General features: G+C 71.0%; 25 protein-coding genes. 6 read left to right on the top strand and 19 right to left on the bottom strand.

All coding sequences use genetic code 11. The features are described from left to right. Positions 1–6: 6 nt before the first annotated feature. The 14 genes from AC07FA_RS18530 to AC07FA_RS18465 form a co-directional block, all read right to left on the bottom strand. Positions 7–885 (bottom strand): ABC transporter permease, encoded by an 879-nt coding sequence (locus AC07FA_RS18530; RefSeq protein WP_479076676.1) that lies wholly within the window; start codon positions 883–885, stop codon positions 7–9. Further along, complete coding sequence (locus AC07FA_RS18525; RefSeq protein ID WP_479076675.1) at positions 872–1,663, bottom strand: ABC transporter ATP-binding protein; 792 nt, start codon at positions 1,661–1,663, stop codon at positions 872–874. The genes AC07FA_RS18530 and AC07FA_RS18525 overlap by 14 nt, the downstream gene beginning before the upstream one ends. Before the next feature lie 43 nt (positions 1,664–1,706). Further along, on the bottom strand, positions 1,707–2,822 hold the full coding sequence (locus tag AC07FA_RS18520; RefSeq protein ID WP_479076674.1) for an aliphatic sulfonate ABC transporter substrate-binding protein: 1,116 nt from the start codon (positions 2,820–2,822) through the stop codon (positions 1,707–1,709). A 234-nt stretch (positions 2,823–3,056) separates the two neighbouring features. After that, a complete protein-coding gene (locus AC07FA_RS18515) occupies positions 3,057–4,409 on the bottom strand; it encodes a sulfate adenylyltransferase subunit 1 (RefSeq protein WP_479076673.1) in 1,353 nt (450 codons plus the stop codon). Between the two features lies 1 nt (position 4,410). Next, on the bottom strand, positions 4,411–5,346 hold the full coding sequence (gene cysD, locus AC07FA_RS18510; protein WP_479076672.1) for a sulfate adenylyltransferase subunit CysD: 936 nt from the start codon (positions 5,344–5,346) through the stop codon (positions 4,411–4,413). Continuing rightward, a complete protein-coding gene (cysC, locus tag AC07FA_RS18505; RefSeq protein WP_479076670.1) occupies positions 5,343–5,912 on the bottom strand; it encodes an adenylyl-sulfate kinase in 570 nt (189 codons plus the stop codon). The genes cysD and cysC overlap by 4 nt, the downstream gene beginning before the upstream one ends. Further along, on the bottom strand, positions 5,912–6,628 hold the full coding sequence (locus AC07FA_RS18500; protein ID WP_479076669.1) for a phosphoadenylyl-sulfate reductase: 717 nt from the start codon (positions 6,626–6,628) through the stop codon (positions 5,912–5,914). Before AC07FA_RS18500 ends, cysC begins: the two co-directional genes overlap by 1 nt. Next, the gene (locus tag AC07FA_RS18495; protein WP_328906565.1) at positions 6,625–6,804 is read right to left on the bottom strand and encodes a hypothetical protein; all 180 of its coding nucleotides are present in this window, start codon (positions 6,802–6,804) and stop codon (positions 6,625–6,627) included. The genes AC07FA_RS18500 and AC07FA_RS18495 overlap by 4 nt, the downstream gene beginning before the upstream one ends. Beyond that, positions 6,801–8,498, bottom strand: a complete 1,698-nt coding sequence (locus AC07FA_RS18490; RefSeq protein ID WP_479076667.1) for a nitrite/sulfite reductase — start codon at positions 8,496–8,498, stop codon at positions 6,801–6,803. The genes AC07FA_RS18495 and AC07FA_RS18490 overlap by 4 nt, the downstream gene beginning before the upstream one ends. A gap of 114 nt (positions 8,499–8,612) precedes the next feature. Further along, positions 8,613–8,696, bottom strand: coding sequence for a putative leader peptide (locus tag AC07FA_RS18485; RefSeq protein WP_309486338.1), 84 nt, complete (start codon positions 8,694–8,696; stop codon positions 8,613–8,615). A 119-nt stretch (positions 8,697–8,815) separates the two neighbouring features. Further along, positions 8,816–9,412 carry a GNAT family N-acetyltransferase gene (locus tag AC07FA_RS18480; protein ID WP_479076665.1) on the bottom strand — a complete coding sequence of 199 codons (597 nt, stop codon included), beginning with the start codon at positions 9,410–9,412 and terminating at the stop codon, positions 8,816–8,818. Between the two features lie 87 nt (positions 9,413–9,499). Further along, complete coding sequence (locus AC07FA_RS18475) at positions 9,500–10,729, bottom strand: M23 family metallopeptidase (protein WP_479076663.1); 1,230 nt, start codon at positions 10,727–10,729, stop codon at positions 9,500–9,502. A 144-nt stretch (positions 10,730–10,873) separates the two neighbouring features. After that, entirely contained in the window at positions 10,874–12,085 is a 1,212-nt protein-coding gene (locus AC07FA_RS18470; RefSeq protein ID WP_479076662.1) for a helix-turn-helix domain-containing protein, read from the bottom strand. A gap of 279 nt (positions 12,086–12,364) precedes the next feature. Further along, positions 12,365–14,002, bottom strand: a complete 1,638-nt coding sequence (locus AC07FA_RS18465) for an acyl-CoA dehydrogenase family protein (protein WP_479076660.1) — start codon at positions 14,000–14,002, stop codon at positions 12,365–12,367. A gap of 104 nt (positions 14,003–14,106) precedes the next feature. Between AC07FA_RS18465 and AC07FA_RS18460 the strand changes: the two genes are divergently transcribed. After that, complete coding sequence (locus tag AC07FA_RS18460) at positions 14,107–15,165, top strand: YihY/virulence factor BrkB family protein (RefSeq protein WP_479076659.1); 1,059 nt, start codon at positions 14,107–14,109, stop codon at positions 15,163–15,165. 13 nt (positions 15,166–15,178) lie between these two features. After that, positions 15,179–15,928 carry a helix-turn-helix domain-containing protein gene (locus AC07FA_RS18455; protein ID WP_479076657.1) on the top strand — a complete coding sequence of 250 codons (750 nt, stop codon included), beginning with the start codon at positions 15,179–15,181 and terminating at the stop codon, positions 15,926–15,928. On the opposite strand, the gene AC07FA_RS18450 is transcribed toward AC07FA_RS18455, so the two are convergent. The 4 genes from AC07FA_RS18450 to AC07FA_RS18435 all read right to left on the bottom strand — a co-directional run bounded on the left by AC07FA_RS18450 (position 15,868) and on the right by AC07FA_RS18435 (position 19,673). Then, entirely contained in the window at positions 15,868–16,260 is a 393-nt protein-coding gene (locus tag AC07FA_RS18450) for a VOC family protein (protein WP_479076656.1), read from the bottom strand. The genes AC07FA_RS18455 and AC07FA_RS18450 overlap by 61 nt on opposite strands. A 105-nt stretch (positions 16,261–16,365) precedes the next feature. Beyond that, on the bottom strand, positions 16,366–17,904 hold the full coding sequence (locus tag AC07FA_RS18445) for a 3-hydroxyacyl-CoA dehydrogenase (RefSeq protein WP_479076655.1): 1,539 nt from the start codon (positions 17,902–17,904) through the stop codon (positions 16,366–16,368). A 36-nt stretch (positions 17,905–17,940) separates the two neighbouring features. Beyond that, on the bottom strand, positions 17,941–18,720 hold the full coding sequence (locus AC07FA_RS18440) for a CoA-transferase subunit beta (protein WP_479076653.1): 780 nt from the start codon (positions 18,718–18,720) through the stop codon (positions 17,941–17,943). Positions 18,721–18,755: 35 nt separating this feature from the next. Then, the gene (locus tag AC07FA_RS18435; protein WP_479077224.1) at positions 18,756–19,673 is read right to left on the bottom strand and encodes a CoA transferase subunit A; all 918 of its coding nucleotides are present in this window, start codon (positions 19,671–19,673) and stop codon (positions 18,756–18,758) included. A gap of 179 nt (positions 19,674–19,852) precedes the next feature. Here AC07FA_RS18435 and AC07FA_RS18430 point away from each other — a divergent pair, with 179 nt between their 5' ends. The 4 genes from AC07FA_RS18430 (at position 19,853) to AC07FA_RS18415 (ending at position 24,117) form a co-directional block, all read left to right on the top strand. Next, positions 19,853–20,776: a LysR substrate-binding domain-containing protein gene (locus tag AC07FA_RS18430; RefSeq protein ID WP_479076651.1), complete on the top strand. Its 924-nt coding sequence runs from the start codon at positions 19,853–19,855 to the stop codon at positions 20,774–20,776. Between the two features lie 148 nt (positions 20,777–20,924). Continuing rightward, entirely contained in the window at positions 20,925–22,148 is a 1,224-nt protein-coding gene (locus AC07FA_RS18425; protein ID WP_479076650.1) for an acetyl-CoA C-acetyltransferase, read from the top strand. A gap of 134 nt (positions 22,149–22,282) precedes the next feature. Then, the gene (locus AC07FA_RS18420) at positions 22,283–23,620 is read left to right on the top strand and encodes an MFS transporter (RefSeq protein WP_479076649.1); all 1,338 of its coding nucleotides are present in this window, start codon (positions 22,283–22,285) and stop codon (positions 23,618–23,620) included. Between the two features lie 29 nt (positions 23,621–23,649). Beyond that, positions 23,650–24,117 (top strand): MaoC family dehydratase, encoded by a 468-nt coding sequence (locus tag AC07FA_RS18415; RefSeq protein ID WP_479076647.1) that lies wholly within the window; start codon positions 23,650–23,652, stop codon positions 24,115–24,117. On the opposite strand, the gene AC07FA_RS18410 is transcribed toward AC07FA_RS18415, so the two are convergent. After that, on the bottom strand, positions 24,094–25,311 hold the full coding sequence (locus AC07FA_RS18410) for an FAD-dependent monooxygenase (RefSeq protein WP_479076646.1): 1,218 nt from the start codon (positions 25,309–25,311) through the stop codon (positions 24,094–24,096). The genes AC07FA_RS18415 and AC07FA_RS18410 overlap by 24 nt on opposite strands. Positions 25,312–25,402 lie beyond the last annotated feature (91 nt).

The following is a 25,402-nucleotide window of genomic DNA, read 5'->3' as shown; positions in this document are numbered from 1 at the left end:
CGGGGCTCAGCTCTTCACGAGGAGGCCGCGGCTGCGCAGGACCCACCGCTCCAGCGGACTGAAGATCAGCAGGTCGATCGCGATGCCGACGAACAGGATGAGGAGGATCGAGAGGAAGATCCCCGGCATGTCGAAGTTGTTGCGTCCGTTCTCCAGCAACTGACCGAGCCCGAGCCCGAGATCGGGGGACGAGGCGATGATCTCGGCGGCCATCAGGGAACGCCAGGAGAAGGCCCAGCCCTGCTTGAGGCCCGCCAGATAGCCGGGCAGTGCGGCGGGCAGCACGATGTGCCAGGTGCCGCGCAGCCCGGTCGCGCCGAGTGTGCGGCCCGCCCGGAGGAACAGCGGGGGCACCTGGTCGACGCCGGAGACCAGACCGTTGGCGATCGAGGGGACCGCGCCCAGCAGGATCACGGCGTACATCATCTTGTCGTTGAGCCCGAGCCAGATCACGGCCGGCGCCACCCAGGCCACCGAGGGCAGGGACTGCAGACCGGACAGGATCGGCCCGATGGCGGACCGGACGAACTTCACCCGGGCGACCAGCAGCCCCAGCGGCGTCCCCAGGGCGACGGCCAGCAGGAATCCGAGCAGACCACGCGAGACGCTGGTCCAGATGACCTCCAGCAGGGTCCCCTGGAGCCACATCTCGACCGCGCTGTCCCAGACGGCGGACGGCGGCGGCAGCTTGTAGTCCTCGGTGACCTGCGCCGTGACGAGCAGCTGCCAGGCCGCCACCACCAGCACCACCGCGAGCAGCGGCGGCAGGACCTTGCCGACCAGGATCTCGCGCACCGGGGTCCGCCGCACCTGCACGGCGTCCAGCGCGTCGAGACCGGCTTCGAGACCGGCCAGATCGTCGGTCTTGATGTCAGTGCTGGCCATGTCGGCGGATCTCCCCACGCAGTTGTTCGGTGATCTCGACGGACAGCTCCGCCACCGCGGTGTCCTCGATACGACGGGGATGCTCGATGCCGACCGACCACTCCCGGGCGATCCGGCCCGGCCGGGACGACAGCAGGACGACCCGCTGGGCGAGGCGCACCGCCTCGCGCACGTTGTGGGTGACGAAGAGGACCGAGACGTTCGTCTCGCGCCAGATCCGGGTCAGTTCGTCGTGCAGCACATCGCGGGTGATGGCGTCGAGCGCGGCGAACGGCTCGTCCATCAGCAGGAGCCGGCTGTCCTGGGCGAGCGCGCGGGCCATCGCGACCCGCTGCCGCATACCGCCGGAGAGTTCGTGCACCCGCTTGCCGAACGCCCCGCCGAGACGGACCAGTTCGAGCAGCCGCTCGGCCTCCGTGCGGCGTTCCTGCTTCGGAACCCCGCGCAGCCGCAGGGCGAGCTCGATGTTCTTGCCCGCGGTCAGCCACGGGAAGAGCGCGTGCTCCTGGAACATCAGGGCGGGCCGCCCGCCGGGGGTCTCGATGGACCCCGCGGTCGGGCGGTCGAGTCCGGCCACCAGATTGAGCAGGGTCGACTTTCCGCACCCGGAGGCTCCCAGGAGGGTGACGAACTCGCCGGGAGCGACATCGAGCGTGATGTCGTCCAGGACGAGCTGCTGACCCGTGGGTCCTGCGAAGGACTTCGAGACGTGCGAGAGACGAGCGGCGTGCTCGACCGTCGCACGGTCCTCGGCCTTGGTGAGGGTGGTGGTCGCCATGGTCGTCACCTCCTGGGAATCCTGGAACGGATGGGCGGTCGGGCTACTTGACGCCGAGACCGGCGTCGCTGACCCCGGGCTTGCCCGCGGCCTTCAGGATCTTGTTGAGCGGCTTGAGGTCGTAGATGCCCGTCAGGTCCGTCTTCTCCAGGAGACCGGCCTTCACGGCGTGCTCCGCCTGGGCGTCGAGCGTGGCGGCCAGCGGGTCGTCCGTGAACTGGACGGACTTCCACGCCGGGTCGAGGACCTCGGGGGCCAGCGGCTTGCCGCTGAGCTCCTTGAGCGCGGCGTTGGCCGACGCCTTCGCCTTGTCCGGGTTGGCGTTGATCCACGCGTTGGTGTTCACCGAGCCCCGCAGGACCGCCTCGACGACGTCCGGGTGCTCGGAGAGGAACTTCTGCGACACGATGATGTTCGTGATCACGAACTTGTTGTCCGGCCACAGGGAGGACTCGTCGAGGAGCACCTTGCCGCCCTCGGCGACCAGCTTGGACGCGGTCGGCTCCGGCACCCAGGCGCCGTCGAGGGAACCCGCCTTGAAGGCGTCCGGTGTCACCTTGTTGTCCGAACGGACCACGGAGACGTCGCCCTTGCCGCTCTGGGCGTCGACCTTCCAGCCCTTCTCGGAGATCCAGTTGAGGAACGCCACGTCCTGGGTATTGCCGAGCTGAGGAGTGGCGATCTTCTTGCCCCGGAGGTCGTCCAAGGTCTTGATCTTCTTCGGGTCGACCACCAGCTTGACGCCGCCGGAGGCCGAACCGCCGATGATCCGCAGGCTCTTGCCCTCGGACTTGGAGAAGCCGTTGATGGCGGGGGAGGGGCCGATGAACCCGATGTCGATCGAACCCGCGTTGAGCGCCTCGATCTCGGAGGGCCCCGCGTTGAACGTCGAGGGCTTCACCTCGGTGCCGCCCAGCTCCTTGGCGATCAGGCCCTCCTGGATACCGACCAGGGCGGTGGCGTGTGTGAGGTTCGGGAAGTAGCCGATCTTCACGCTGTCCGCGGAGAGCTTCTTGCCGCCGGCGGCGAGATTCGCCTTCTTGGCGTCGTCGTCCTTGGCCTCGGAGCCGTAACCGCAGGCGGTGAGCACCACGGCGAGCAGCGGCAGGGCGGCGGCAGCGGCAAGGCTGCGGCGGACGGTGGAACGTGGGGCAGACACGGGAGGCTTTCCTCTCGTCGGCCCGGTGCTCACGTCCCCCGGAGGTCCGGGGACGCGGCCGGGCGGTCGGCAGGTCTTCGTCTGAACGGGCGGTGCGGTTGGTGCGAGCGGGCGCGCAGGCAGTGCGCGTACGTCATCACGCACATCGCCCGACGCCGCCCTGGCCGCTGCCGAGGGCGCCGCTGCCGACCCGGCCGCCCTCCTTCGCGAAGGTCGAGAAGACGTCGATGCCCATCAGAAGTCCCACTCGGCGTCGTCGCCCGCCGGGGCCTCGTCCTGTGCGGCACCGGCCACCTCGGCGAACGAGGCGCCCGCCATGCCGGCGGAGAGCGTCGTGCCGTCCGCGGGATCGATCAGCAGGAACGAGCCGGTGCGCCGGGAGTCCGCGTACGCGTCGAGCGCGAGCGGTTCGGCGGTGCGTACGACGACCCGGCCGATGTCGTTCGCGACCAGCTGCCCCGGAGCGGGGTGCTGGGACAGGTCGTCCAGGGTCAGCCGGGACGGGATGTCCTTGACGATCGCCTTGACCGTGCGGGTGGTGTGCTTGAGCAGCACCCGCTGGCCCACCGAGAGCGGCTGGTCGGCCACGTGGCAGACGGTCGCCTCGACGTCCTGCGTGACCGCGGGCGCGTCACCGACGGGAGCGATCAGGTCACCACGCGAGACGTCGATGTCGTCGGCCAGCCGGATGGTGACGGACTGCGGCGCCCACGCGACGTCGACGCTCTCGCCGAGCGCGTCGATCCCCGCGATCGTCGAGGTGCGCCCCGAGGGCAGGACCGAGACGGTCTCACCGACCCGGAACGCTCCCGCGGCGATCTGTCCCGCGTAACCGCGGTAGTCGGGGTGCTCGGCGGTCTGCGGGCGGATGACGTACTGGACGGGGAACCGGGCGTGGCAGGCGGTGAGGTCATGGCTGACCGGCACCGTCTCCAGGTGCTCCAGCACGGTCGGGCCGCCGTACCAGTCCATGTTCGCCGAGGGCTCCACGACGTTGTCACCGGCGAGCGCGGAGATCGGGATCGCGGTGATCTCCGGGACGCCGAGGGACGCCGCGTACGCCGTGAACTCCTTGGCGATGGCGGCGAACACGGGCTCCGCGTACTCGACGAGGTCCATCTTGTTGACGGCGAGGACCACGTGCGGGACGCGCAGGAGCGCGGCGACGGCGGCGTGCCTGCGCGTCTGCTCGACCACACCGTTACGGGCGTCGACCAGGACCACGGCCAGTTCGGCGGTCGAGGCGCCGGTGACCATGTTGCGGGTGTACTGCACATGGCCGGGGGTGTCGGCGAGGATGAACCGCCGGGCCGGCGTCGCGAAGTAGCGGTAGGCGACGTCGATGGTGATGCCCTGCTCGCGCTCGGCCCGCAGTCCGTCGGTCAGCAGCGCCAGGTCGGGCGCCTCCTGGCCCCGGTTGCGGGACGCGTGCTCGACGGCCTCCAACTGGTCGGTGAGGACCGACTTGGAGTCGTGCAGAAGCCGTCCCACGAGGGTGGACTTGCCGTCGTCGACCGATCCCGCGGTGGCGAACCGAAGCAGCGTGGTGGTCGACACCTGGCCGGCCTGCTGGGTGGGTGTGGTCATGTTAGAAGTACCCCTCGCGCTTGCGGTCTTCCATCGCGGCCTCGGACATCTTGTCGTCGGCGCGCGTCGCGCCCCGCTCGGTGAGACGGGAGGCGGCGATCTCGGTGATCACGGCGTCCAGCGTGGTGGCGTCGGAGTCGACGGCGCCGGTGCAGGACATGTCGCCGACCGTGCGGTAGCGCACCAGCCGGGTCTCGACCGTCTCGTGCTCCTTGGGGCCGCCCCACTCGCCGGCGGTCAGCCACATCCCGGAGCGGTTGAAGACCTCCCGCTCGTGGGCGAAGTAGATCTCCGGGAGCTCGATGCCCTCGCGCTCGATGTACTGCCAGACGTCGAGCTCGGTCCAGTTCGAGATCGGGAAGACCCGGACGTGCTCACCGGGAGCGTGGCGGCCGTTGTACAGCTGCCACAGCTCGGGGCGCTGACGGCGCGGGTCCCACTGGGAGAACTCGTCGCGCAGCGAGAAGACCCGCTCCTTGGCGCGCGCCTTCTCCTCGTCGCGGCGTCCGCCGCCGAACACCGCGTCGAAGCGGTGCTGCTGGATGGCCTCGGTCAGCGGCACCGTCTGGAGCGGGTTGCGTGTGCCGTCGGGGCGCTCGCGGAGCTTCCCGGCGTCGATGTACTCCTGTACGGAGGCGACGTGCAGCCGCAGCCCGTGCTTCTCGACGGTACGGTCCCGGTACTCCAGGACCTCGGGGAAGTTGTGCCCGGTGTCGACGTGCAGCAGCGTGAACGGCACCGGCGCGGGCGCGAACGCCTTGAGCGCCAGGTGCAGCATCAGGATGGAGTCCTTGCCGCCGGAGAACAGGATGACCGGCCGCTCGAACTCACCCGCCACCTCGCGGAAGATGTGCACCGCCTCGGACTCCAGGGAGTCCAGGTGGCTGAGCGCGTAAGGATGGACGGTGCCTTCCGGCACAGTGGCGACGGTCGTCACGCCAGGCCCCTCTCGGTGAGCAGCGCACGAAGCGCGCTTGCGGACTCCTGCACGGTCTGCTGGTGCGACTCGATCCGCAGATCGGGCGACTCGGGTGCCTCGTAGGGGTCGTCGACCCCGGTGAGGCCACTGATCTCGCCCGCTGCCTGCTTGGCGTACAGCCCCTTCACGTCACGCTCGGAGCACACCTCGACGGGGGTGGCGACGTGCACCTCCAGATAGGCGGTGCCCTCGGTGCTGTGGCGCTTGCGGACGGCGTCACGGCTGTCCGCGTACGGCGCGATGACCGGGACGAGCACCTTCACGCCGTTGGCGGCCAGCAGTTCGGCGACGAAGCCGATCCGCTGGACGTTGGTGTGGCGGTCCTCGCGGGAGAAGCCGAGCCCCGCGGAGAGGAACTCCCGGATCTCGTCGCCGTCGAGCACCTCCACCTTGTGCCCGTCACCGCGCAGCCGGCCCGCCAGCTCGTACGCGATGGTCGTCTTGCCCGCGCTCGGCAGACCGGTCAGCCAGATGGTGGCCCCTGTCTCCGTCACGCTCATCGAAGTCTCCTGATCCGTTGTCATCAGCCGTGCAGTCCGCACTCGGTCTTGCCCCGTCCGGCCCACCGGCCGGCCCGTGCGTCCTCGCCCTCCAGCACCCGCCGGGTGCAGGGTGCGCAGCCCACGGAGGCGTACCCGTCCATGAGCAACGGGTTGGTCAGGACGCCGTGTTCGGCAACATAGGCATCCACGTCCTCCTGCGTCCAAGAGGCGATTGGCGAGATCTTGACCTTGCGCCGCTTCTCGTCCCAGCCGACCACCGGAGTGTTCGCGCGGGTCGGGGATTCGTCCCGCCGCAGGCCGGTGGCCCAAGCGGTGTACGACGTCAGGCCGTCCTCAAGGGGCTTGACCTTCCGCAGGGCGCAGCAGAGGTCGGGGTCGCGGTCGTGCAACTTCGGCCCGTACTCGGCGTCCTGCTCGGCCACGGTCTGCCGGGGAGTGAGCGTGATGACGTTCACGTCCATCACCGCGTCCACCGCGTCCCGGGTCCCGATGGTCTCCGGGAAGTGGTAACCGGTGTCGAGGAACACCACGTCCACACCGGGCGCGACGCGCGAGGCGAGATGCGCGACCACCGCGTCCTCCATCGAGGACGTGACGCAGAACCGCGTCCCGAACGTGTCGGTCGCCCACTTCAGGATGTCGGGCGCGGAGGCGTTCTCCAGCTCGCGGCCCGCCCGCTCGGCCAGTTCCCTCAGAGCCTCGTCGGTGAGCTCGGCCGATTGCAGAGTGTCCGTCATATCCCGTCCCCTTCAACGTCGTTGCGCTTCAGGCCCTGGGACAGCAGCCCCAGGAACTTCAGCTGGAACGCGCGATTGCAGGAGGCACATTCCCAGGCGCCGTGCCCGGTCTCGTGCGGACGCAGGTCCTCGTCGCCGCAGTACGGGCAGTAGAAGGGCGCGGCTCGTTCGCTCATGACAGCGACTCCGCACTGGCCCTGGCGGCCCAGGTCGCGAAGCGCTCGTCGTCCTCGCGCTCCTCCTGGAAGCGGCCGAGGACCCGCTCGACGTAGTCGGGCAGTTCCGCCGAAGTGACCTTGAGACCACGGACCTTGCGGCCGAAGCCGGCCTCCAGGCCCAGGGCGCCGCCGAGGTGCACCTGGTAGCCCTCGACCTGGTTGCCCTCGTCGTCGAGCATGAGCTGGCCCTTGAGACCGATGTCGGCCGTCTGGATACGGGCGCAGGCGTTGGGGCAGCCGTTGATGTTGATCGTCAGCGGCTCCTCGAACTCCGGCATGCGGCGCTCCAGTTCGTCGATGAGCGAGGCGCCGCGCGCCTTCGTCTCGACGATCGCCAGCTTGCAGAACTCGATACCGGTGCAGGCCATCGTGCCGCGCCGGAACGGCGACGGCTTCACCTGGAAGTCCAGCGCCTCCAGGCCCGAGACCAGCGAGTCGAGCTGGTCCTGTTCCACATCGAGGATGATCATCTTCTGCTCGACGGTGGTACGGAGCCGGTCCGAGCCGTGGGCGGCCGCGAGGTCGGCGATCTTGGCCAGCGTCGAACCGTCCACGCGTCCCACCCGCGGGGCGAAGCCGACGTAGAACCGGCCGTCGCGCTGCTGGTGGACGCCGATGTGGTCGCGCCAGCGGGAGGAGGGCTGGGCGGGGGCGGGACCGTCGAGCAGCGGGCGCTTGAGGTACTCGTCCTCCAGCACCTGGCGGAACTTGGCGGGACCCCAGTCGGCCATCAGGAACTTCAGGCGGGCGCGCGTCCGCAGCCGGCGGTAGCCGTAGTCGCGGAAGATGCCGACGACTCCGGCCCAGACGTCCGGGACCTCGTCGAGCGGCACCCAGGTGCCGAGCCGCTCGGCCAGCCTCGGGTTCGTGGAGAGCCCGCCGCCGACCCAGACGTCGAAACCGGGACCGTGCTCGGGGTGGTCGACGCCGACGAACGCGATGTCGTTGATCTCGTGGACCACGTCCTGCACCGGCGAGCCGGAGATGGCGGTCTTGAACTTGCGGGGCAGGTTCGAGAATTCCGGGCTGCCGATGTAGCGGTCGTGGATCTCGTCGACCGCGGGCGTGCCGTCGATGATCTCGTCGGCGGCGATACCCGCCACCGGGGAACCGATGATCACGCGGGGGCAGTCACCGCACGCCTCGGTGGTGGAGAGCCCGACGGCCTCCAGCTTCTCCCAGATCGCCGGAACGTCCTCGATGCGGATCCAGTGCAGCTGGACGTTCTGCCGGTCGGTGATGTCGGCGGTGCCCCGCGCGTACTCCTGCGAGATCTCACCGATGACCCGGAGCTGTGCCGTGGTCAGCCGGCCGCCGTCGATGCGGACGCGGAGCATGAAGTAGCGGTCGTCCAGCTCCTCCGGCTCCAGGATGGCGGTCTTGCCGCCGTCGATGCCGGGCTTGCGCTGGGTGTAGAGCCCCCACCAGCGCATGCGTCCCCGCAGGTCGTTGGGGTCGATCGAGTCGAAGCCGCGCTTGGAGTAGATCGTCTCAATGCGTGTCCGCACGTTGAGACTGTCGTCATCCTTCTTGAACTGCTCGTTCCCGTTGAGCGGGGTGAAGTGACCCATCGCCCACTGGCCCTCGCCACGGTGGCGTCCGGCCTTGCGGCGTGGCGCGGTGGTCGCAGGCTGTTCCGGGGTGGCGGCCATGACAATACGTCCTTCGGGACTGCGGGAGGGCGGCTCTGAACAGCACACTCGCGCGGAGGCGCGGCGGTGCGCTGGGTCAGCAGAGGTAAAGGGATCGCGGCGGTGCTGGGTGTCTCAGCTCGCCGGACAGATGGCGCTGGACATGCGGCCGAGGTCGACGTGCCGCCGACTCACCAAGGCAATTCCAGTTCCAGACATGACGGAAGCCTGTCACGCGCAGTTCCGAGCAGTCCACCACGATCCACGATGTGGACGACATGGTCTCGAAAAGTGAGACGCTGTGTCGTCCGTCACTCCCGCGGGGCCGACAAGTCGACTCAGACGGCGTGCGCACCGGGCCAGGGGCCGGGCGTCTCCACCTCGGGCTCCTGCTCGATCCGGGTGTCGAAGAGCCGGAAACCCCGACGCAGATAGTTGTCCATCGCGTGCGGGCCGTCCTTGGAACAGGTGTGGAGCCAGACCCGCTTCGTCGGCGTCCGCTCGGGCCAGCGCTCGGCCAGGTCCCAGGCGCGCGCCGTACCCACCGAGAGGAGGTGCCCGCCGATCCGCCGGCCCCGGAAGGCCGGGATCAGCCCGAAGTACATGATCTCCACGGCGCCGTCGTCCTGCGGGTCGAGCTCCACGTACCCGGCCGGGGTGCCGTTCTCGTACGCCACCCAGGTCTCGACGCCGGGCCTGTCCAGCGCCTCCTGCCACTGCGCGTACGACATCCCCAGCCGGTCGGTCCACCGGATGTCGCCGCCGACCGCCGTGTAGAGGAACCGGCTGAACTCCGGCAGCGGCCTCTCGGCGCGCACGACCCGCACATCGCCCCCGGGGGCGGCGGAGGGCCGCAGGTCGGCGGGCGAGGTCTGCTCCAGGGACCAGATGGTCACCGCCGTGGTGGCGGTGACCGGGCGCGATGGGTTGCTCATACGGTCAGGGAATCATGCCGTTCGATTTCGGCCAAGGCGGGTCCGGGGGTGTCCAGAACGTGGACCCCCCTCGCCCGCCGGTGAGGCTCAGCAGTAACCGTTGACCGGTCCGTTGACGCCCGTCCACATGTAGGCGTCGCTCACCCACGTACCGTCCGAGAGCCTGTTCCAGAGGCTCGTGGTGCCGTAGCGGCCGGTGTGCGAGGTGCCGTTGCTGGAGCAGGACACCGTGACCGTGGCGCCGTCCGCCACGGACCCGTTGAGGGCGTAGCCGGTGCCCGGGCCCGTGCGTTTGTTGACCGAGCCGCCGCCGTTGGCGTCGATGACGCCCTGGTTCAGGCCGAGGGCGCCGTAGTTGTAGAGGTTGCCCCCGGCACCGACGCGGACGCTGCCGTGCAGCGCGGAGCCCTGGTAGGCGGCGCCGCCGTTCTCCATGACCCACTTGCCCAGTCCGTGGCCGGCGAGCCCGACGTAGGCGCTGTTCTGCCGCAGCCCGAAGTGGACGTGACGCCCGTACGCGGCGCCGCCGCACGTGACGTCCGTGCCGGTGTAGCCGAGGTACGCACCGGCGCCCACGGCCGTACCGTTCGCGCTGATGTTGTTCCACAGGTGGTAGTAGTCCGTGGAGTAGCCGCGGTCGTGGATGACCCGGACCCAGCCCGTGCACATGGTGTACGCGGTGCCTTGGCGCGTCGCGCGCACCGCCTCGTCGCCGCCCGCGAAGTCCGCCGAGCTCCAGGGGGTCTCCGATCCGCCCCAGCCGTGCGGTCCGGAGGTCATGGTCCACGTCTGGCCGCCGGCCCAGGGCAGGGCCATGCCCGTACGGAAGTCGCTCCCGGCGAGCGGCGTGATCCCGGTGGTACGCGCGGCCGGCTGTCTGCCGTCCTGTGCGGCGAAGAGCGGCTTCTCGGCGGCCTTGGTCAGGGTGGAGCGGGCGGAGAGCTCGGCGAACCGCGGCTCCCCGTCGAACGCGACCTGCCAGGAACCCTTCTCCCGGTGGGCGACGAACAGCCAGCCCTCCGGCATCCGCTCGGAACCGGGCTCCGTGGCCAGGACGGCCGTGCCGTGGGCCCAGGCCCCCGCCTCGCGCGTCACCGAGACCACCGGCCGGTCCTGCGAGGCCGCGATCCCGGCCCGCTGCTCGCCGCGCTCGTGCAGATACTCGGTCACCGCGGCCTCGGGGCCGGGGGCGGACGCGGCCGCCCCCGGCCCGTCGGCCACGGACGAGCCCACGGTGAGCAGCGTGCTCGCCGCTGCCACCGCCAGGGTCGCCATCATTCTTGCGATGGACGGGGTGCGGCGTCTTCGATGCGACATCTGAATTCCTCCGACGAGGCACAGGCCGTTCCGCAGGGAAGGGTCTACGCGCATGGACAGGTGGGAATCAGGGTCCCGGGAAGTGCTGTACATGACAAGATGGCCTCGTCGCCCCGCCCGGGCGACCCTGTGTCTACGGGCGTCCTACAGGCCCGCGGACCCGCGCGCCCCGACCACCACCGGCGCCTTCGAATGCGGCAGCAGATCCGCCGGGTCCTCCGGGTGGATCACCTCCACCTCCACCCCCTCGCCGAAGCGGTACGGGCGGTGGGCGAGCACCTCCGCGAGATGACGCCGCAGCCGCGAGATCTCGGCCCGGACCGTCACCGTCCTGGTCGCGTCCCCGAAAATGTCCTGCGCCAGCTCCGCCGCCGTACGCCCCTCCCGGTGCAGCGCCAGCGCGTACAGCAGCTCCGCGTGGCGCGGCGAGAGCCGCTGCGTCCAGGTGCCCACCGGGTTGATGACATGGACCGCCAGCCCCCGGGCCCTGCTCAGATCCAGGACCACCCGGCGCGGCGGCCCGTCCTGGGCCGAGTCGGCCACCTCCACCAGCCAGCCGCCCGGCAGCGGCTCCACCCGGCACATACCCAGCGACGGCAGCCACACCTGGCCCGGCTTCAAGGACTTCGGCAGCGGCAGCCGGTCCACCGGCGGCATGCCCGTGACCGCGGCCAGCCAGCCCTGGCCGTCGACCGCGAGCGCCCGGCCGCTCAGCCGGCACAGGATCGGCGCGGCCACCGACCGCAGCCGCTCGATCGCGACCAGATGCCGCATCCGTATCTCGCTCTCGGCGAGCTTGGCGACCGAGTCGACCAGCGCCAGCGTGGCCGGGTGGAAGGTGCGGGCGGGCCCGCTGATGTCCAGGATGCCCACGAGTCTGCCGTCCCGCGGGTCCCGGACGGGAGCGGCGGCGCAGGTCCAGGTGTGCAGCGAGCGGACGTAGTGCTCGGAGGAGTGCACCTGGATCGGCTTGCGCGTGGCGAGGGTCGTCCCGATGGCGTTGGTGCCCGTGATCGTCTCCGACCACGCGGCGCCCTCCTCCAGACAGATGCCGTCGGCCTGGCGCAGCACCGCCGCGTGCCCCTGGCGCCACAGCACCCGGCCGTCCACGTCGGTGACGACCATGATCTGCTGCGAGGCGTCGGCGATGGACGCGAGACCGTTGCGCAGCAGCGGCATCACCTCGCCGAGCGTGGAGGCGTTGCGCCGGTGCTCGATCTCGTTCGACCCCAGCAGCTCGCTCTCGGTGGACTGGTCCGGGTCGATGCCGCTGCGCGCCACCCGGTCCCACGAGGCGTCGATCTCCGCACGCGGGACGGCCCCACGCGACTGCCCGGCGCGGCTGCTCCGCATCATCCGTTCCCCCTCATCACTCTTCCCCTTGTCCCGGCCGTGGGGTGGGGGCCCTCCGGCCGGCCGTGGCCGGGCGGGTCCCATCCTGCCGCTGCCCGGTGTCGCGTGTCACCAATGCTTGCAACCCCCTGCAACTCTGGTCAGCGGGTACAGGTCCGGACGAGAGTGGCGGAACACCGCACCGCGGGGCCTGTGCCCCGTGGCCAGGTGTGGAACAAGCATGGAGGGTGGTGCCGTGTCGGCGCAGCACCACCCTCCGTCGCTTTCCGCGGAACCCCGTTCCTACCGGTCGTAGGCCCGCGCGCGCTCCACCACCGAGGCGAGAGCCAGTTGGTGCGGCAGCGTCCCGAACGCCGAACCCCAGTCCCCGCCCAGCCGTGAGGCGCAGAACGCGTCGGCGACCTCCGGCGGCGCCCAGCGGATCAGCAGCGAACCCTGGAGCACCAGCGCCATCCGCTCGACGAGCCGCCTGGCCCGCGCCTCGACCGCTTCCAGGTCCGCCAGTTCGGTGAGTAGATCCTTGATCGCCGCGTCGAGCCGGTGATCGGCGCCCCGCGCCCTGCCGATCTCCTGGAGGAACGCGTCGAGCGCCTGCGGTTCGCGCTGCAACGCCCGCAGCACGTCCAGCGCCTGTACGTTCCCCGAGCCCTCCCAGATCGAGTTGAGCGGCGCCTCACGCAGCAGGCGGGGCATGCCCGACTCCTCCACGTACCCGTTGCCGCCGAGGCACTCCAGCGCCTCGCCCACCACCGGGGTGCACCGCTTCGTCACCCAGTACTTGGCGGTGGGCACGGCGATCCGCAGGAAGGCCCGCTCCTGCGGCGTATCGGCGTCGTACGCGGCGGCGAGCCGCAGCGCGAGCGTCGTCGCCGCCTCCGACTCCAGCGCCAGATCGGCCAGTACGTTGCGCATCAGCGGCTTCTCGATCAGCACCCCGCCGAACGCGCTGCGGTATGCCGTGTGATGGATCGCCTGCGCCACCGCCTGCCGCATCAGCGCGGCCGAACCGACCACACAGTCCAGCCTGGTGGCCGCCACCATCTCGATGATGGTGCGCACCCCGCGCCCCTCCTCGCCGACCCTGCGTGCCCACGTCCCGTCGAACTCGACCTCACTGGATGCGTTGGACCTGTTGCCCAGTTTGTCCTTGAGCCGCTGGATGGCGAACACGTTGCGGGTTCCGTCCGGCAGGATCCGCGGCAGGAGGAAGCAGGTCAGCCCCCCGGGAGCCTGCGCGAGCACCAGGAAGCCGTCGGACATCGGCGCGGAACAGAACCACTTGTGGCCGGTGAGCAGATACTCCCCGTCCCCGGCCAGCGGCTCGGCGCGGGTCGTGTTGGACCGCACGTCGGTGCCGCCCTGCTTCTCGGTCATGCCCATCCCGAAGAGCACACCGGCCTTCTGCGACGGGGGCCGCAGACCTTCCTCGTACACCTTCGACGTCAGCAGCGGCTCCCACTCGGCGGCCAGCGCCGGGTCGGTCCGCAGGGCGGGCACCGCCGCGTGGGTCATCGACAGCGGGCAGCCGTGGCCCGCCTCGCTCTGCGTCCACACCAGGAATCCGGCCGCCCGCCGGACATGACCGCCGGGCCTGCCCCAGGCGTCGGTGAGACCGGCCGACACCGCGTGCCCCAGCAGCCGGTGCCAGGCCGGATGGAAGTCCACCTCGTCGACGCGGTTGCCGTACCGGTCGTGCGTACGCAGTCTCGGCGGGTTCTCGTTCGCCTGCGCACCCCACTCCTGGGCATGGGCCGAACCGGCGGACCGGCCGAGCGTGCCGAGCTCCTCGCGCACCGTGGAAAGGAGATCCGGCGCGATATGCCGCTCCACGGCCTCGGAGAGGGCGAGATCGGCGTGGAAGACGTCATAGCCGACCAGCGGTGGAACCTGGTTGGTCACTGTGTGGGTGGTGGCTGCCATACAGCTACGGTAAGGAGGTGCAGGCAGCAAATGAAACACCCGAGCGGCCATCGGGTCGGCTCCACCGGGCTCGCGTCCTCTACCGCAACGTATCCAAGCGGCAGATGGCATGGCAGTTGCTCAAGGACACCGTCAACTCGTGCATCGAGTACCGCATCCTCGGCCTCGCGGCCGAGGCCGCGTTCTTCACCCTCTTGTCACTGCCGCCGCTGCTGCTCGGTCTGATCGGGCTGCTCGGATACGTCGACGAGTGGACGTCCACCACCACGGTCGCCTCCATCGAGCGCAACATCCTCAACGCGGCGCAGACGGTCCTCTCCCAGCGCGGCGTCAACGACTTCGCCAAGCCGCTGCTGGACGACGTGACGACGGGCGCCCGGCCCGACGTCATCTCCATCGGCTTCGCGATCGCCCTCTGGTCCGGCTCACGGGCGGTGAACGTGTTCATCGACACGATCACCGTCATGTACGGGCTCGACGGGGAGCGCGGCATCGTCAAGACCCGGCTGCTCGCCTTCCTGCTCTACGTCATCGCGCTGCTGCTCGGCGCGGTGGTGCTGCCCCTGCTCGTGGTCGGCCCCGACCGGGTCGTGGAGTTCGTCCCCTGGGGCACCGAAGTGATAGCGGTCCTGTACTGGCCGCTCGTCATCGTGCTGACCATCGCCTTCCTCACGACGCTCTACCACGTGTCGGTGCCGGTCCGTTCGCCGTGGATCGAGGACGTGCCGGGGGCGCTCGTGGCCCTCGGCATGTGGGTCCTGGGCAGCTTCCTGCTGCGGATCTACCTCACCAGTACGGTCGAAGGCCCCACGATCTACGGGTCGTTGGCGGCTCCCATCGCTGTCCTGTTGTGGATCGGTATCTCCGCTTTCGCGGTATTGGTCGGTGCTGCGGTCAACGCCGCGATCGACCGGGTGTGGCCCTCGCTCGCGACCTCCGCGGCCCGTGCGGCCAACGAGCGCGCCCGCGCGGCGCAGGCGGCCGAGTTCGTGGCCCGCGCCTGGGCCGCCGTCCCGGGCGGACCATGGGAGGACGAGGACGAGGAGGACGATGTGTACATGCCGTCCGAGTTCCCGGAGCGGTGGTCGCGGTTCCTGCCGCCGGACGACGTGAAGTCCCGGCTGCACGGTCCCCGCGACAAGGAGACGAAGCCAGGCCAGTAGGGGGTGGTCCGGAATGTACGAGGAGTGGGCTTCGCGCGTCGACGGGGCGGTCGTCTGGACCGTGCGCCGGCAGGGCGGCCCCGCCAGGCCGGTCCTCCCCGACGGGTGCATGGACCTGCTGCTGACCGGTGGCGGCCTCCAGGTCGCCGGGCCCGACACCCACGCGTTCCTGGTGCCCGCCGAGTACGCCGGTCCCTGCACCGGGATCCGGTTCGCCCCCGGGACGGCGCCCGCGTTCTTCGGCGTACCGGCGCACGAACTGCGGGACCGGCGCGTCGCCCTCGACGACCTCTGGCCCGCCGCCCACGTCCGCCGGCTCACCGAACGCGTCGCGGAGGCGGCCGACCCCGTCGCCGCGCTGGAGCGCCTCGCCCTGCGCAGAGCGGCCGACGCCGGACCGCCGGACCCGCTCATGCTCTCCGTCGCCGCACAGCTGCGACGGGGCCGGTCGGTCGCCGGCACGGCCGGAGCCGTGGGCCTCGGCGCCCGCCAGCTGCACCGCCGCTCCCTGGCCGCGTTCGGCTACGGGCCCAAAACGCTGGCCAGGGTCCTGAGACTGCAACGCGCGCTGAGCCTCGTACGGTCCGGCACATCGTACGCCGAGGCCGCGTACGCCGCGGGCTGCACCGACCAGGCGCACCTGGCCCGGGAGATGCGGGACCTGGCCGGCACCACCCTCAGCGACTATCTGCGCGGCGCGGGCTACGAGGCGTCGGCGAAGAGGGACACCGCGCTGCCGTCCGGGTCGAGCACCACCGCGTAACGCTGCCCCCACACCGCGTCCCACGGCTTGAGATGGCCCTCGTACCCGGCACCCGTCAGCTCGTCGTACACGGCGTCCACCTCCGCCGGACCGTCACAGCGGAAGGCGAGCCCGACACGTTCCCCGCCGGCCGTTCCGGCCCAGTCGGGATCGAACGAGCGGACGACGTCCTCGGTGTCCCACAGCAGCCGCATGCCACCCGGCAGCGTCACTTCGACATGGGGAGCGGATTCCGCGCCGGCGGGGACGGCGAGCCCGAGCCGGCGGTAGAAGGCGAGCGATGCGCCCAGGTCCGCGGTGGTGATGCTGATCGCGTCGAGTCGTGGAGTCATGCACCGAACCTAGGCCGCAACCGGCCCGCCGTCTTGTACGAAACGGTCATGGCCATACGGGGCCGGATGCCCGGGAGTACGTCCTCCCGGGCACCCGGCGCACCGTCACGCGCAGTCGGCGGGGGAGACGCCCGGAGCCGTCAGCGCGAGACCGAGCTGAGCGCGTTCGGTGACCCAGCGGGTCGGGCGGTGGCGCGGGTCACCCGTCGAGGCGTGCAGCGCCCGGTGCAGATCCAGCATCCGCCCGGCGCCGACGCGCTCACCCCAGGCCAGCGGCCCCACCGGGTAACCGAGCCCGGCCGTGACCGCCAGATCGATGTCCGCGGGAGTGGCGAGGGAGCGTTCCGCGATCGACGCGGCGACGGAGACGACGGAGGCGAGCAGCCGCTGCGCGACCGACCCCGCCGTGTCCCTGACCACCGACACGGCCCAGGGCTCCTCGCCGTCCGCCGCCCGGGCGAGCACCGCGCGGGCGTCGCGCGCGGCGGCCGGGTCCGCGGCGGGCGTCACGGCGAGCACCCGGCGACGGCCCGCCGGGGGCAGCGGGTCCACGCCGAAGGTGCGGCCGGCGGGCAGCCCGTGCGCGGCGACGGCGGCGGCCACCGTGGTGCCCCACACCGGCACGAGGACGACGTCGTCCTGGCCCGGCACCGGGCCGGTCACCACGCGCGCGCCCGCCGAGGCCAGCTCGGCGCGCAGCCGGGCCGCCTCCGGGTCCGACGCCTCGCCCACGACGTACACCGGACGGTCCGCGTCACCCGTGACCGGCGGCTCGGCCGCCGGGGCGGGCGCCCCGGGACCGTACGCGAACCAGCCCTGCCCGGTCTTGCGGCCGTGCAGACCCGCCGTGACCCGGTTCGGGGTGAGGTAGGAGGGCCGGAGGCGGTCCTCATGACGGAAGCCCTGCCAGATCGAGTCGATCACCGCGGCCGTCACATCGAGACCGGTGAGGTCCATCAGCTCGAACGGGCCCATCCGCAGCCCCAGCACCTCCCGGGCGATCCGGTCGATGCCCGCCGGATCGGAGACCGACTCCTCCAGCAGCGCCAGCGCCTCGGTCACCAGACCGCGCCCCGCGTGGTTGACCAGGAAACCGGGGGTGTCCGCGACCGTGACCGCGCGGTGCCCGCAGCTCTCCACCAGCGCGGTGAGGGCCGGCGGGATCTCCGGGCGGGTGGCCGCGCCCGGCACCACCTCGACGATCTTCATCAGCGGTACCGGGTTGAAGAAGTGCAGCCCCGCCAGGCGCGTCGGGTCCTGGAGCGTCGCCGCGATCCCGGTGACCGACAGGGACGAGGTGTTCGTCGCGAACACGGCCGAGGCGGGCAGCGCCCGCTCCAGCCTGCCGAAGACGTCCGCCTTGGTCGCCGGGTCCTCCCGTACGGCCTCGATGACGAGCTCCACATCGGGGCCCGCCGCCCACGGGTCGTCGAGCGGCACCAGACGCCCGACGGTGGCCGCGCACTCCTCGGCGGACAGACGCCCCTTGCGCACGGCGCGCTCCAGCATGCCCGTCACGAACTCCAGGGCGTCCTTCACCGCCTCGGCGCGCACGTCGCACAACTCGACGGTGTGTCCCGCGGTCGCCGCCCACTGGGCGATGCCGCGGCCCATGGCTCCGGCACCGACGATCCTGATCCGCATGGCAGTTACGGTCCTTCCGGTAGGTCAGATTTCGGCTCAGCGAAGATAGACGCGTTCGGGGTCGACATCGTCGCGCAGCAGGCGCAGCTCGTCGGCGGTCGGGGGTGCGATCGTGGTGACCGTGTCGGCGACCTGGAGGTCCCAGCCGGTCGCGGCCCTGACCTGGCCGACCGTGACGCCCGGCTGGACGGCGACCAGCCGCAGCTCGTGGCCGATGCCCTCACGGGCCAGGATGCCGAGTTCGGTGATGACCCGGGTGACGCCGACACCCAGCGGCCTGATGCCCTCGGCGAGCGCCCGGTCGGGGCCCGGCGTCGTGCAGAAGTCCAGCGGATCGGTGAAGGAACGCGGAGTGTGCCGGCGCATCACCACGAACACCTCGCGCGCGTTCGCCATCACCTCGACACCGCCACCCGACCCCGGCAGTCGCACCGACGGGCTCTCCCAGTCACCGATGACCGACGTGTTGAGATTGCCCCAGCGGTCGATCTGGGCGGCCCCGAGGAAACCGACGTCGATGTGCCCGCCCTGGAGGACGCAGCCGAACAGCGTCGGCATCGAGATCACCGCCTCGGCCCCCGTGATCAGCACGGCGTCGGCGATCGTCTCCGGCAGATGCGAGGGGTGCGCGCCGCACACCCCCGACTCGTACACCACCTCGATCTCCGGGGCGACCGTCAGATGCGCCAGCTCGGTGGCGAGCGTCGGCAGCCCGATGCCCGCGAACACCGTCCGGCGCGCGACGAGTTCGCGGGACGCCACGACGGACAGCAGCTCCGACGAGGTGACGGGGGTGTCCTGTGCGGTGATGGTCATGGGAGGCTCCTTCTCGTATCCCGTACTCGCGGTCGTCACAGCCGGCGTCCGTAGTTCACCGGCTCGCTCAGCGCCTCGCCGACGGCAAGGCCCGCCCAGAACTCCTCGCCCAGCTTCGCCACGTACTCCGCGTGGTCGGCCGTGCCGCGCACCCACTCGTCCAGCCACGCCTGGATGCGGCCGGGGTCCTGGCTGATCTGCGACCAGGCCCGGTAGAAGGCGTTGTCGCGGTCGTAGTACCCCTGCGCGAACGAGGGGTGCGCGCCACGCGGGCAGACGACGACGGCGTGGACCGCGTGGGCGGGGACGAGCGTGCGGTTCGGGTCCGAGCGGATCACCTCGTCGCCGACGAGCTCCTCGACCACGACGACCGCCTTCTTCGCCGCGTACACCGCCTCCGCCTGGATGCCCGTCAGCCCCCACATCTGGGTGTTGCCGCTCCGGTCGGCGCGCTGCGCGTGGATGAACGTCACATCGGGGTTGACCGGCGGCACGACGTAGATCTGCTCCGGTTCGCCGTCCGGCCCCGGATAGGGCGAAGTGACCTTCCGCAGATCGCTGTTGACGCTCGGCAGATCGCTCCCGCCGTACGAACGCAGCGGATAGAACGGCAGCCGCTGGGAGCCGGCGAGATACCGGCAGATCATCCCGTAGTGGCTGTACTCCTCATAGGCGAGCGGCGCCGGATCGGCGCTCTCGATGCGGCGCCGCAGATTGCCGAGCGATCCGGCGGACGAGTTGCCGACGAAGGAGGAGACCAGGCGGGAGACACAGCCCGCCGCGAGCATCTGGTCCACCACGATGTCGGCCGTCATCCGGACGACCGTGAGGTCCTTGCGGCCCTGGCGGATGATCTCGTGTCCCGCGGCGGTCGGGATGAGATGGGTGAAGCCTTCGAGGCAGACGGTGTCCCCGTCATGGACGAAGGCGGCGACCGCCGCCTTCATCGTCATGACCTTGTCGGTCCTGTCCGGCCGGTCTGTCCTGTCCACGGTGCTCCTCGGGCGGTACGCATGCGGGTCGCCCCACCGTGTCAGCGGCCATTGATTGCTGTCCAATACCAAATTAAGGTCGCATCCAGACCGCTGATTAATGAATCCCGGTCATCAGCCGAAAAGCAGTGAGGTGTGACATGGAACTGCGACATCTGACCGCGTTCGTCGCCGTGGCCGAGGAACTGCACTTCGGCCGGGCCGCCAAGCGACTCCAGATGGCCCAGCCCCCGCTGAGCCAGCAGATCCGCCAGCTGGAGAAGCAACTCGGAGTGCAGCTCTTCGAACGCAACACCCGCTCGGTACGCCTCACCAGCGCGGGCGAGTCGTTCCTCGGACCGGTACGCACCGTGCTCGACGATCTCGACACGGCGGTACGGGCGGCCAAGGCCGCGGGGCGCGGTGAGTACGGGCGGGTCACCATCGGATTCGCCGGCGCCTCCAGCCACGAGACGCTGCCCCAGCTCACCCGGGCGGTGCGCGCCGCCCACCCCGGCCTGGAGCTCGTCATGACCGGCCAGACGTACGCCAACGTCGCCCTGTCCAGGGTCGCGGACGGCTCGCTCGATCTCGGCTTCGTCCGGCTGCCGGTGACCCAGCCGGGCGTGACCCACCGGGTGATCGACGAGGAGGAGCTGATCTGCGCCCTGCCCTCCGACCACCGGCTCGCCCAACTGGACCGCGTTCCCCTGGCGGTGCTGGCCGAGGAACCGTTCGTCTCGTTCCCCGCCAACACCGGATCGACCGTGCGGGACGCCATGGTCGAAGCCTGCGAGGCCGCCGGGTTCAACCCCCGCGTGGTCCAGGAGGCCCCCGACTCGTACACCATCCTGGCGCTGGTCGCCGCCGGGGTCGGCGTCACCCTGACCGTCACCTCCTGCCGGCACATCCAGCAGAACGGCCTGGTCTACCGGCCCCTGGCCGGACCGCCCATCCGCCGTCAGGCGGCCCTCGCCTGGCGTCAGGACAACCCGTCGGCCGCGCTCCGCGCGGTGCTCGCGGTCGCGGAGGAGGCCCTGCCGACCCCCGCACCGGCGGGGGGAGACACCCGCCCACCCGATTGAGACGCCGCACGTCTCGAATCAGGGTGAATTCAATATTGGACCGAATCAGTCACCTGATGCGAGGGTCGCCCCACACCTCCACACCCCGGCCCACCCCACCTCACGCCCCGGCCCGCCCCGTCCCGGCCACCCTCCGAAAGGCCCTGCCGTGCCCGACCAGCTCGATGTCGTCATCTGCGAACCCCTGCGCACCCCCATCGGCCGCTTCGGCGGAGCGTTCGCACAGCAGACGCCGGCCTCGCTCGCCGCGCGCGTCATCGCTGAGGTCGTCGCCCGCACAGGCGTCGACCCCGCCCGGGTCGACGAGGTGATCCTCGGCCACGCCTACCCCTCCTCCGACGCACCCGCCATCGGCCGGGTCGCAGCCCTCGACGCAGGACTGCCCGTCTCCGTCACCGGCGCGCAGATCGACCGGCGCTGCGGCTCCGGCCTCCAGGCCGTCCTCGACGCGGCGATGCAGATCAGGGCCGGCTTCAGCGACATCGTGATCGCGGGCGGCGTCGATGTGATGAGCGCCGCCCCCTACTACACGCACGACGGGCGCTGGGGCATCAAGGGCCCCGGCCTCCAGCTCCACGACTCCCTGGCCCGCGGCCGGGTCACGGCGGGCGGCGTCAACCACCCCGTACCCGGCGGCATGATCGAGACCGCTGAGAACCTCCGCCGCGAGTACGCGATCAGCCGCGCCGACCAGGACGCGCTGGCCCTGCGCTCGCAGCAGCGCACCGCACACGCCGTCGCCGAGGGCCGGTACGACGCGGAGACCGTGCCCGTCACCGTACGGACCCGCAAGGGCGAGACCGTCGTCACCGCCGACGAACACCCCCGCCCGGACACCACCGCCGAGCAACTGGCCGCGCTGCGCCCCGTGATGGGGAAGTCCGACCCGGAGGCCACCGTCACCGCGGGCAACGCCAGCGGTCAGAACGACGCGGCGGCCGCCTGCCTGGTGACCAGCGCCGCCACCGCCGAGCGGCTCGGCCTCACCCCGCTCGTACGCCTCGTCTCCTTCGCCCGCGCCGGAGTCCCCGCCTCGACCATGGGCATCGGCCCCGTCCCGGCCACCCACGCCGCACTCGGCCGGGCCGGGCTCACCCTCGCCGACCTCGACCTGATCGAGCTCAACGAGGCATTCGCCGCCCAAGTGCTCGCCTGCACCCGCGAACTGGGCCTGGGCGACAAGGACCACGAGCGGATCAACGTCAACGGCTCAGGAATCTCCCTCGGCCACCCCGTGGGCGCCACGGGAGCCCGCATCCTCGCCACCCTGACCCGCGAGATGCACCGCCGCGAGGCCCGCTACGGGCTGGAGACCATGTGCATCGGCGGCGGACAGGGCCTCGCCGCCGTCTTCGAACGCATCGCGGCCTGACCCCACTTCACCTCCTGACCCCTGCCTGCCCCCTCACCACCCTCCCCGGCATTCCCCGGCGGGCCCGCGTCCCGGGCGACGTGGCTTCGCCATGCCCTCATCCGCTTGATCAACGACGTTCACCGGGAGCCACCATGAGTGCGTCCACCGCGCGAGAGCACACAAGAGCCGCCAACCGTGCGGGATTCGGAGCCTTTATCGGCTCGACCATCGAGTGGTTCGACTTCTACATCTACGGCACCGCGGCCGCCCTCGTCTTCGACAAGGTCTTCTTCCCCGAACTCGAAGGCCCCTTGGGTACTTTGGTCGCCTTCGGGACCTTCTGGGTCGGCTTCCTCGCCCGCCCCATCGGCGGCATCGTCTTCGGCCACTACGGCGACCGCCTCGGCCGCAAGAAGACCCTCGTCATCACGCTCCTGATGATGGGCATCTCCACCACCGCGATCGGCCTGCTCCCCGGCTACGCCTCCATCGGCATCGCCGCACCGATCCTGCTGGTCGCCATCCGCATGATCCAGGGCATCGGCCTCGGCGGCGAATGGGGCGGCTCGGTCCTGATCGCCTCCGAACACGCCCCGAAGGGCAAGTCCGTGCTGTACGGGGCGTTCGCCCAGCAGGGCTCGCCCGTCGGCAACACCCTCTCCACCCTGAGCTTCCTGGCCATCAGCCAACTGCCCGACGAGGCCTTCGTCTCCTGGGGCTGGCGGGTGCCGTTCCTCGCCTCCGCCGCGCTGGTCATCGTCGGCCTCCTCGTACGGCTCAAGGTCTCCGAGTCCCCGGCCATGGCGAACATCATCGAGAAGAAGAAGGTCGTCAAGCTCCCGCTGACCGAGGTCCTGCGCACTCAGCCCATGCTGATCGCCCTCGGCATCGGCGCCTGCACCATCGGCCTGTCGGCCACCTACTTCAAGTCGACGTTCGCCCTGTCCTGGGCCACGACCTCGCTCGGCTTCGACCGCAGCTCGTTCCTGACGATCATCCTGGTCGCCAACATCACGCAGATCATCGTCCAGCCCTTCGGCGCGGTGCTGGCCACCCGGATGAAGAGCTGGTCCCGGGCCGTGACCGTGATGCTGCTGCCCGAACTGATCCTGATGCCCCTGATGTTCATCCTCATCAGCACCGAGAATTACGGCCTCGCGATGCTCGGCGTAGCCGTCGCCACCATCCCGCACTGCCTCTACTACGCGGCACTCGCCGGCATGCTCGCCAGCCGCTTCCCGGCCCACCTGCGCTACACCGGCATCTCGCTCTGCTACCAGCTCTGCGGCACGCTGCTGGGCGGCACGACCCCGATCATCGGCCAGTTCCTGCTGAACCGCACCGGATCGATCACCGCCGTCATCGCGTACGCGATCTTCCAAGTGGCCCTGACCCTGGGCTGCATGCTGCTCCTGCTCAAGCGCCCCAACCACGACGAGCAGGCAGCGGAACCGCTCTCCGCACGGACCACCGCCCCCGCCACCGCCTGAGCCAGGCCAGACCGAACGGAGAACGGACCGTGCCACCGGCCCCACTGACCGTGAACGGCATCCCGGAGATCCTCGCCCTGAACGGGCGCGACCTCGGGCACTCCGGCTGGAAGGAGATCACCCAGGAGCTCATCGACGCGTACGCGTACGTCTCCGGCGACCACCAGTGGATCCACACCGACATCGAACGCGCCGCGGCCGGACCGTACGGACGCACCATCGCCCACGGCTACATGGTGCTCAGCTGGGGCATCCCGATGTTCGGCGAACTGCTCCAGGTACGGGGCGTCGGCCGCGCCCTCAACTACGGTGTCAACCGGGTCCGTTACCCCGCACCCGTGCCGGTCGGCAGCCGCGTCAGGCTGCACGCCTCGGTCGCCGGAGTACAGGAGGTGGCACGCGGCGGCGTACAGATGACGCGCGCGTTCACCTTCGAACTGGAAGGCTCGGCGAAGCCGGCCTGCGTGGCCGAATCACTCACGCACTTCTACCCCTAGGCCGCCGAACAGATAGCTCGTCGAGCCGTCCAGGACGGCGCGGCTCCAGACGTCCACGTCGCCGGGACCCATGGAGTGCCACTGCGGCGTCCGCTCCACCTGAGCACGCCCCAGCCGCCGTCCCAGCTCCACCAGACGGGCCCCGGCGGCGGTGCGCTCGTCCGCGTACCGCCGCAGCGCCTCCTCCGCCGACGCGGACCCGCGCAGGACCCGTTCCAGGCAGAGGGCGTCCTGAAGAGCTTTGACCGCACCGCTCGCGGTGTGCGGCCGGGTGATCGCGGCGGCGTCCCCGGCGAGCAGGAACGGCGGGTCCGCGGCCCGGGGCACCTGGACGTCGGCCACCGGGTGGCACACCAGGGAGAGGTGCTCGCCCCGGGCGACGACATCGGCCCACTCCACGGGGAAGTGCTCGTCGGCGAGGGTCCGTACGTACGCGGTCACCGCTTCCCCCCGGTGCCCGGCCGCCGGGGCGGGCGGATATCCGTAGATCGCGTAGGCGAGCAGCCGTCCCCCGCCCGCGCCGCCGGCCCCCTTCGGAGCGCGCGGGATCAGGTAGAAGACCCCGTGCCCGCCCGTGAACGCCACCGTGACCCAGGCGCCGCGCAGCAGCTCCAGCTGCTCGGGCCGAGCGGCGAACGCGCTCAGAGCGACGGTGCCGCGCCACACCAGGTACCCGGCAAGCGTGGGCCGCAGCCCCGGCGCGAGCAGCCCCCGGGTGACCGACTGATGGCCGTCCGCGCCGACGACGATGTCGTACGGCTGCGCCCCGGCGGCGGTACGGATGAGGGCGCCGCCCGAACGCTCCCGCTCGACGGAGGTGACCGGCAGCCCCCGGTGGTAGCGGACGTCACCGGCACGCGACCGCAGGGAACGCCACAGCATGCCCCAGTTGCACGGCACCACCGCGCTCGGCTGCCTGCCGAACTCGTGGGCCGTTCGCCCGTCCGGATGGCGGGTGACCCAGACACGGGTCCCGACCGGCGCCGTGTCCATCGCGGCGTCGAGATATCCGGCCGTGAGAAGTTCCTGATGCAGGGCCGGCGGGATCACGATGCCGAGTCCGCGGTCCTGGAGGTCACCGTTGCTGCGCTCGTAGACGGTGACGTCGGCACCGGCCCGGATACCCGCGATCGCCATGGCACAGCCCGCGATGCTGCCGCCGACCACGCCCATCCGTACGCCTGTTACCGCCACGCCGATACCGCCTGTTCCGCTACGGGGAGGTGCTGGACGCCCTCATGCCGGCAGCCGGAGCACGGGCGCCAGCCCCTTCCGGCCGGTGCCG

Source organism: Streptomyces sp. NPDC045968, assembly GCF_056430475.1.
Note: the sequence above shows the minus strand (reverse complement) of the source record. Positions and strands in the feature narration are given on the sequence as shown.

Coding starts and splice junctions, on each gene's coding strand:
- AC07FA_RS18530 (WP_479076676.1), bottom strand. CDS start 885: ATGGCCAGCACTGACATCAAGACCGACGATCTGGCCGGTCTCGAAGCC.
- AC07FA_RS18525 (WP_479076675.1), bottom strand. CDS start 1,663: ATGGCGACCACCACCCTCACCAAGGCCGAGGACCGTGCGACGGTCGAG.
- AC07FA_RS18515 (WP_479076673.1), bottom strand. CDS start 4,409: ATGACCACACCCACCCAGCAGGCCGGCCAGGTGTCGACCACCACGCTG.
- cysC (WP_479076670.1), bottom strand. CDS start 5,912: ATGACAACGGATCAGGAGACTTCGATGAGCGTGACGGAGACAGGGGCC.
- AC07FA_RS18500 (WP_479076669.1), bottom strand. CDS start 6,628: ATGACGGACACTCTGCAATCGGCCGAGCTCACCGACGAGGCTCTGAGG.
- AC07FA_RS18495 (WP_328906565.1), bottom strand. CDS start 6,804: ATGAGCGAACGAGCCGCGCCCTTCTACTGCCCGTACTGCGGCGACGAG.
- AC07FA_RS18490 (WP_479076667.1), bottom strand. CDS start 8,498: ATGGCCGCCACCCCGGAACAGCCTGCGACCACCGCGCCACGCCGCAAG.
- AC07FA_RS18485 (WP_309486338.1), bottom strand. CDS start 8,696: ATGTCTGGAACTGGAATTGCCTTGGTGAGTCGGCGGCACGTCGACCTC.
- AC07FA_RS18480 (WP_479076665.1), bottom strand. CDS start 9,412: ATGAGCAACCCATCGCGCCCGGTCACCGCCACCACGGCGGTGACCATC.
- AC07FA_RS18475 (WP_479076663.1), bottom strand. CDS start 10,729: ATGTCGCATCGAAGACGCCGCACCCCGTCCATCGCAAGAATGATGGCG.
- AC07FA_RS18470 (WP_479076662.1), bottom strand. CDS start 12,085: ATGATGCGGAGCAGCCGCGCCGGGCAGTCGCGTGGGGCCGTCCCGCGT.
- AC07FA_RS18465 (WP_479076660.1), bottom strand. CDS start 14,002: ATGGCAGCCACCACCCACACAGTGACCAACCAGGTTCCACCGCTGGTC.
- AC07FA_RS18460 (WP_479076659.1), top strand. CDS start 14,107: ATGGCATGGCAGTTGCTCAAGGACACCGTCAACTCGTGCATCGAGTAC.
- AC07FA_RS18455 (WP_479076657.1), top strand. CDS start 15,179: ATGTACGAGGAGTGGGCTTCGCGCGTCGACGGGGCGGTCGTCTGGACC.
- AC07FA_RS18450 (WP_479076656.1), bottom strand. CDS start 16,260: ATGACTCCACGACTCGACGCGATCAGCATCACCACCGCGGACCTGGGC.
- AC07FA_RS18445 (WP_479076655.1), bottom strand. CDS start 17,904: ATGCGGATCAGGATCGTCGGTGCCGGAGCCATGGGCCGCGGCATCGCC.
- AC07FA_RS18440 (WP_479076653.1), bottom strand. CDS start 18,720: ATGACCATCACCGCACAGGACACCCCCGTCACCTCGTCGGAGCTGCTG.
- AC07FA_RS18435 (WP_479077224.1), bottom strand. CDS start 19,673: ATGACGATGAAGGCGGCGGTCGCCGCCTTCGTCCATGACGGGGACACC.
- AC07FA_RS18430 (WP_479076651.1), top strand. CDS start 19,853: ATGGAACTGCGACATCTGACCGCGTTCGTCGCCGTGGCCGAGGAACTG.
- AC07FA_RS18420 (WP_479076649.1), top strand. CDS start 22,283: ATGAGTGCGTCCACCGCGCGAGAGCACACAAGAGCCGCCAACCGTGCG.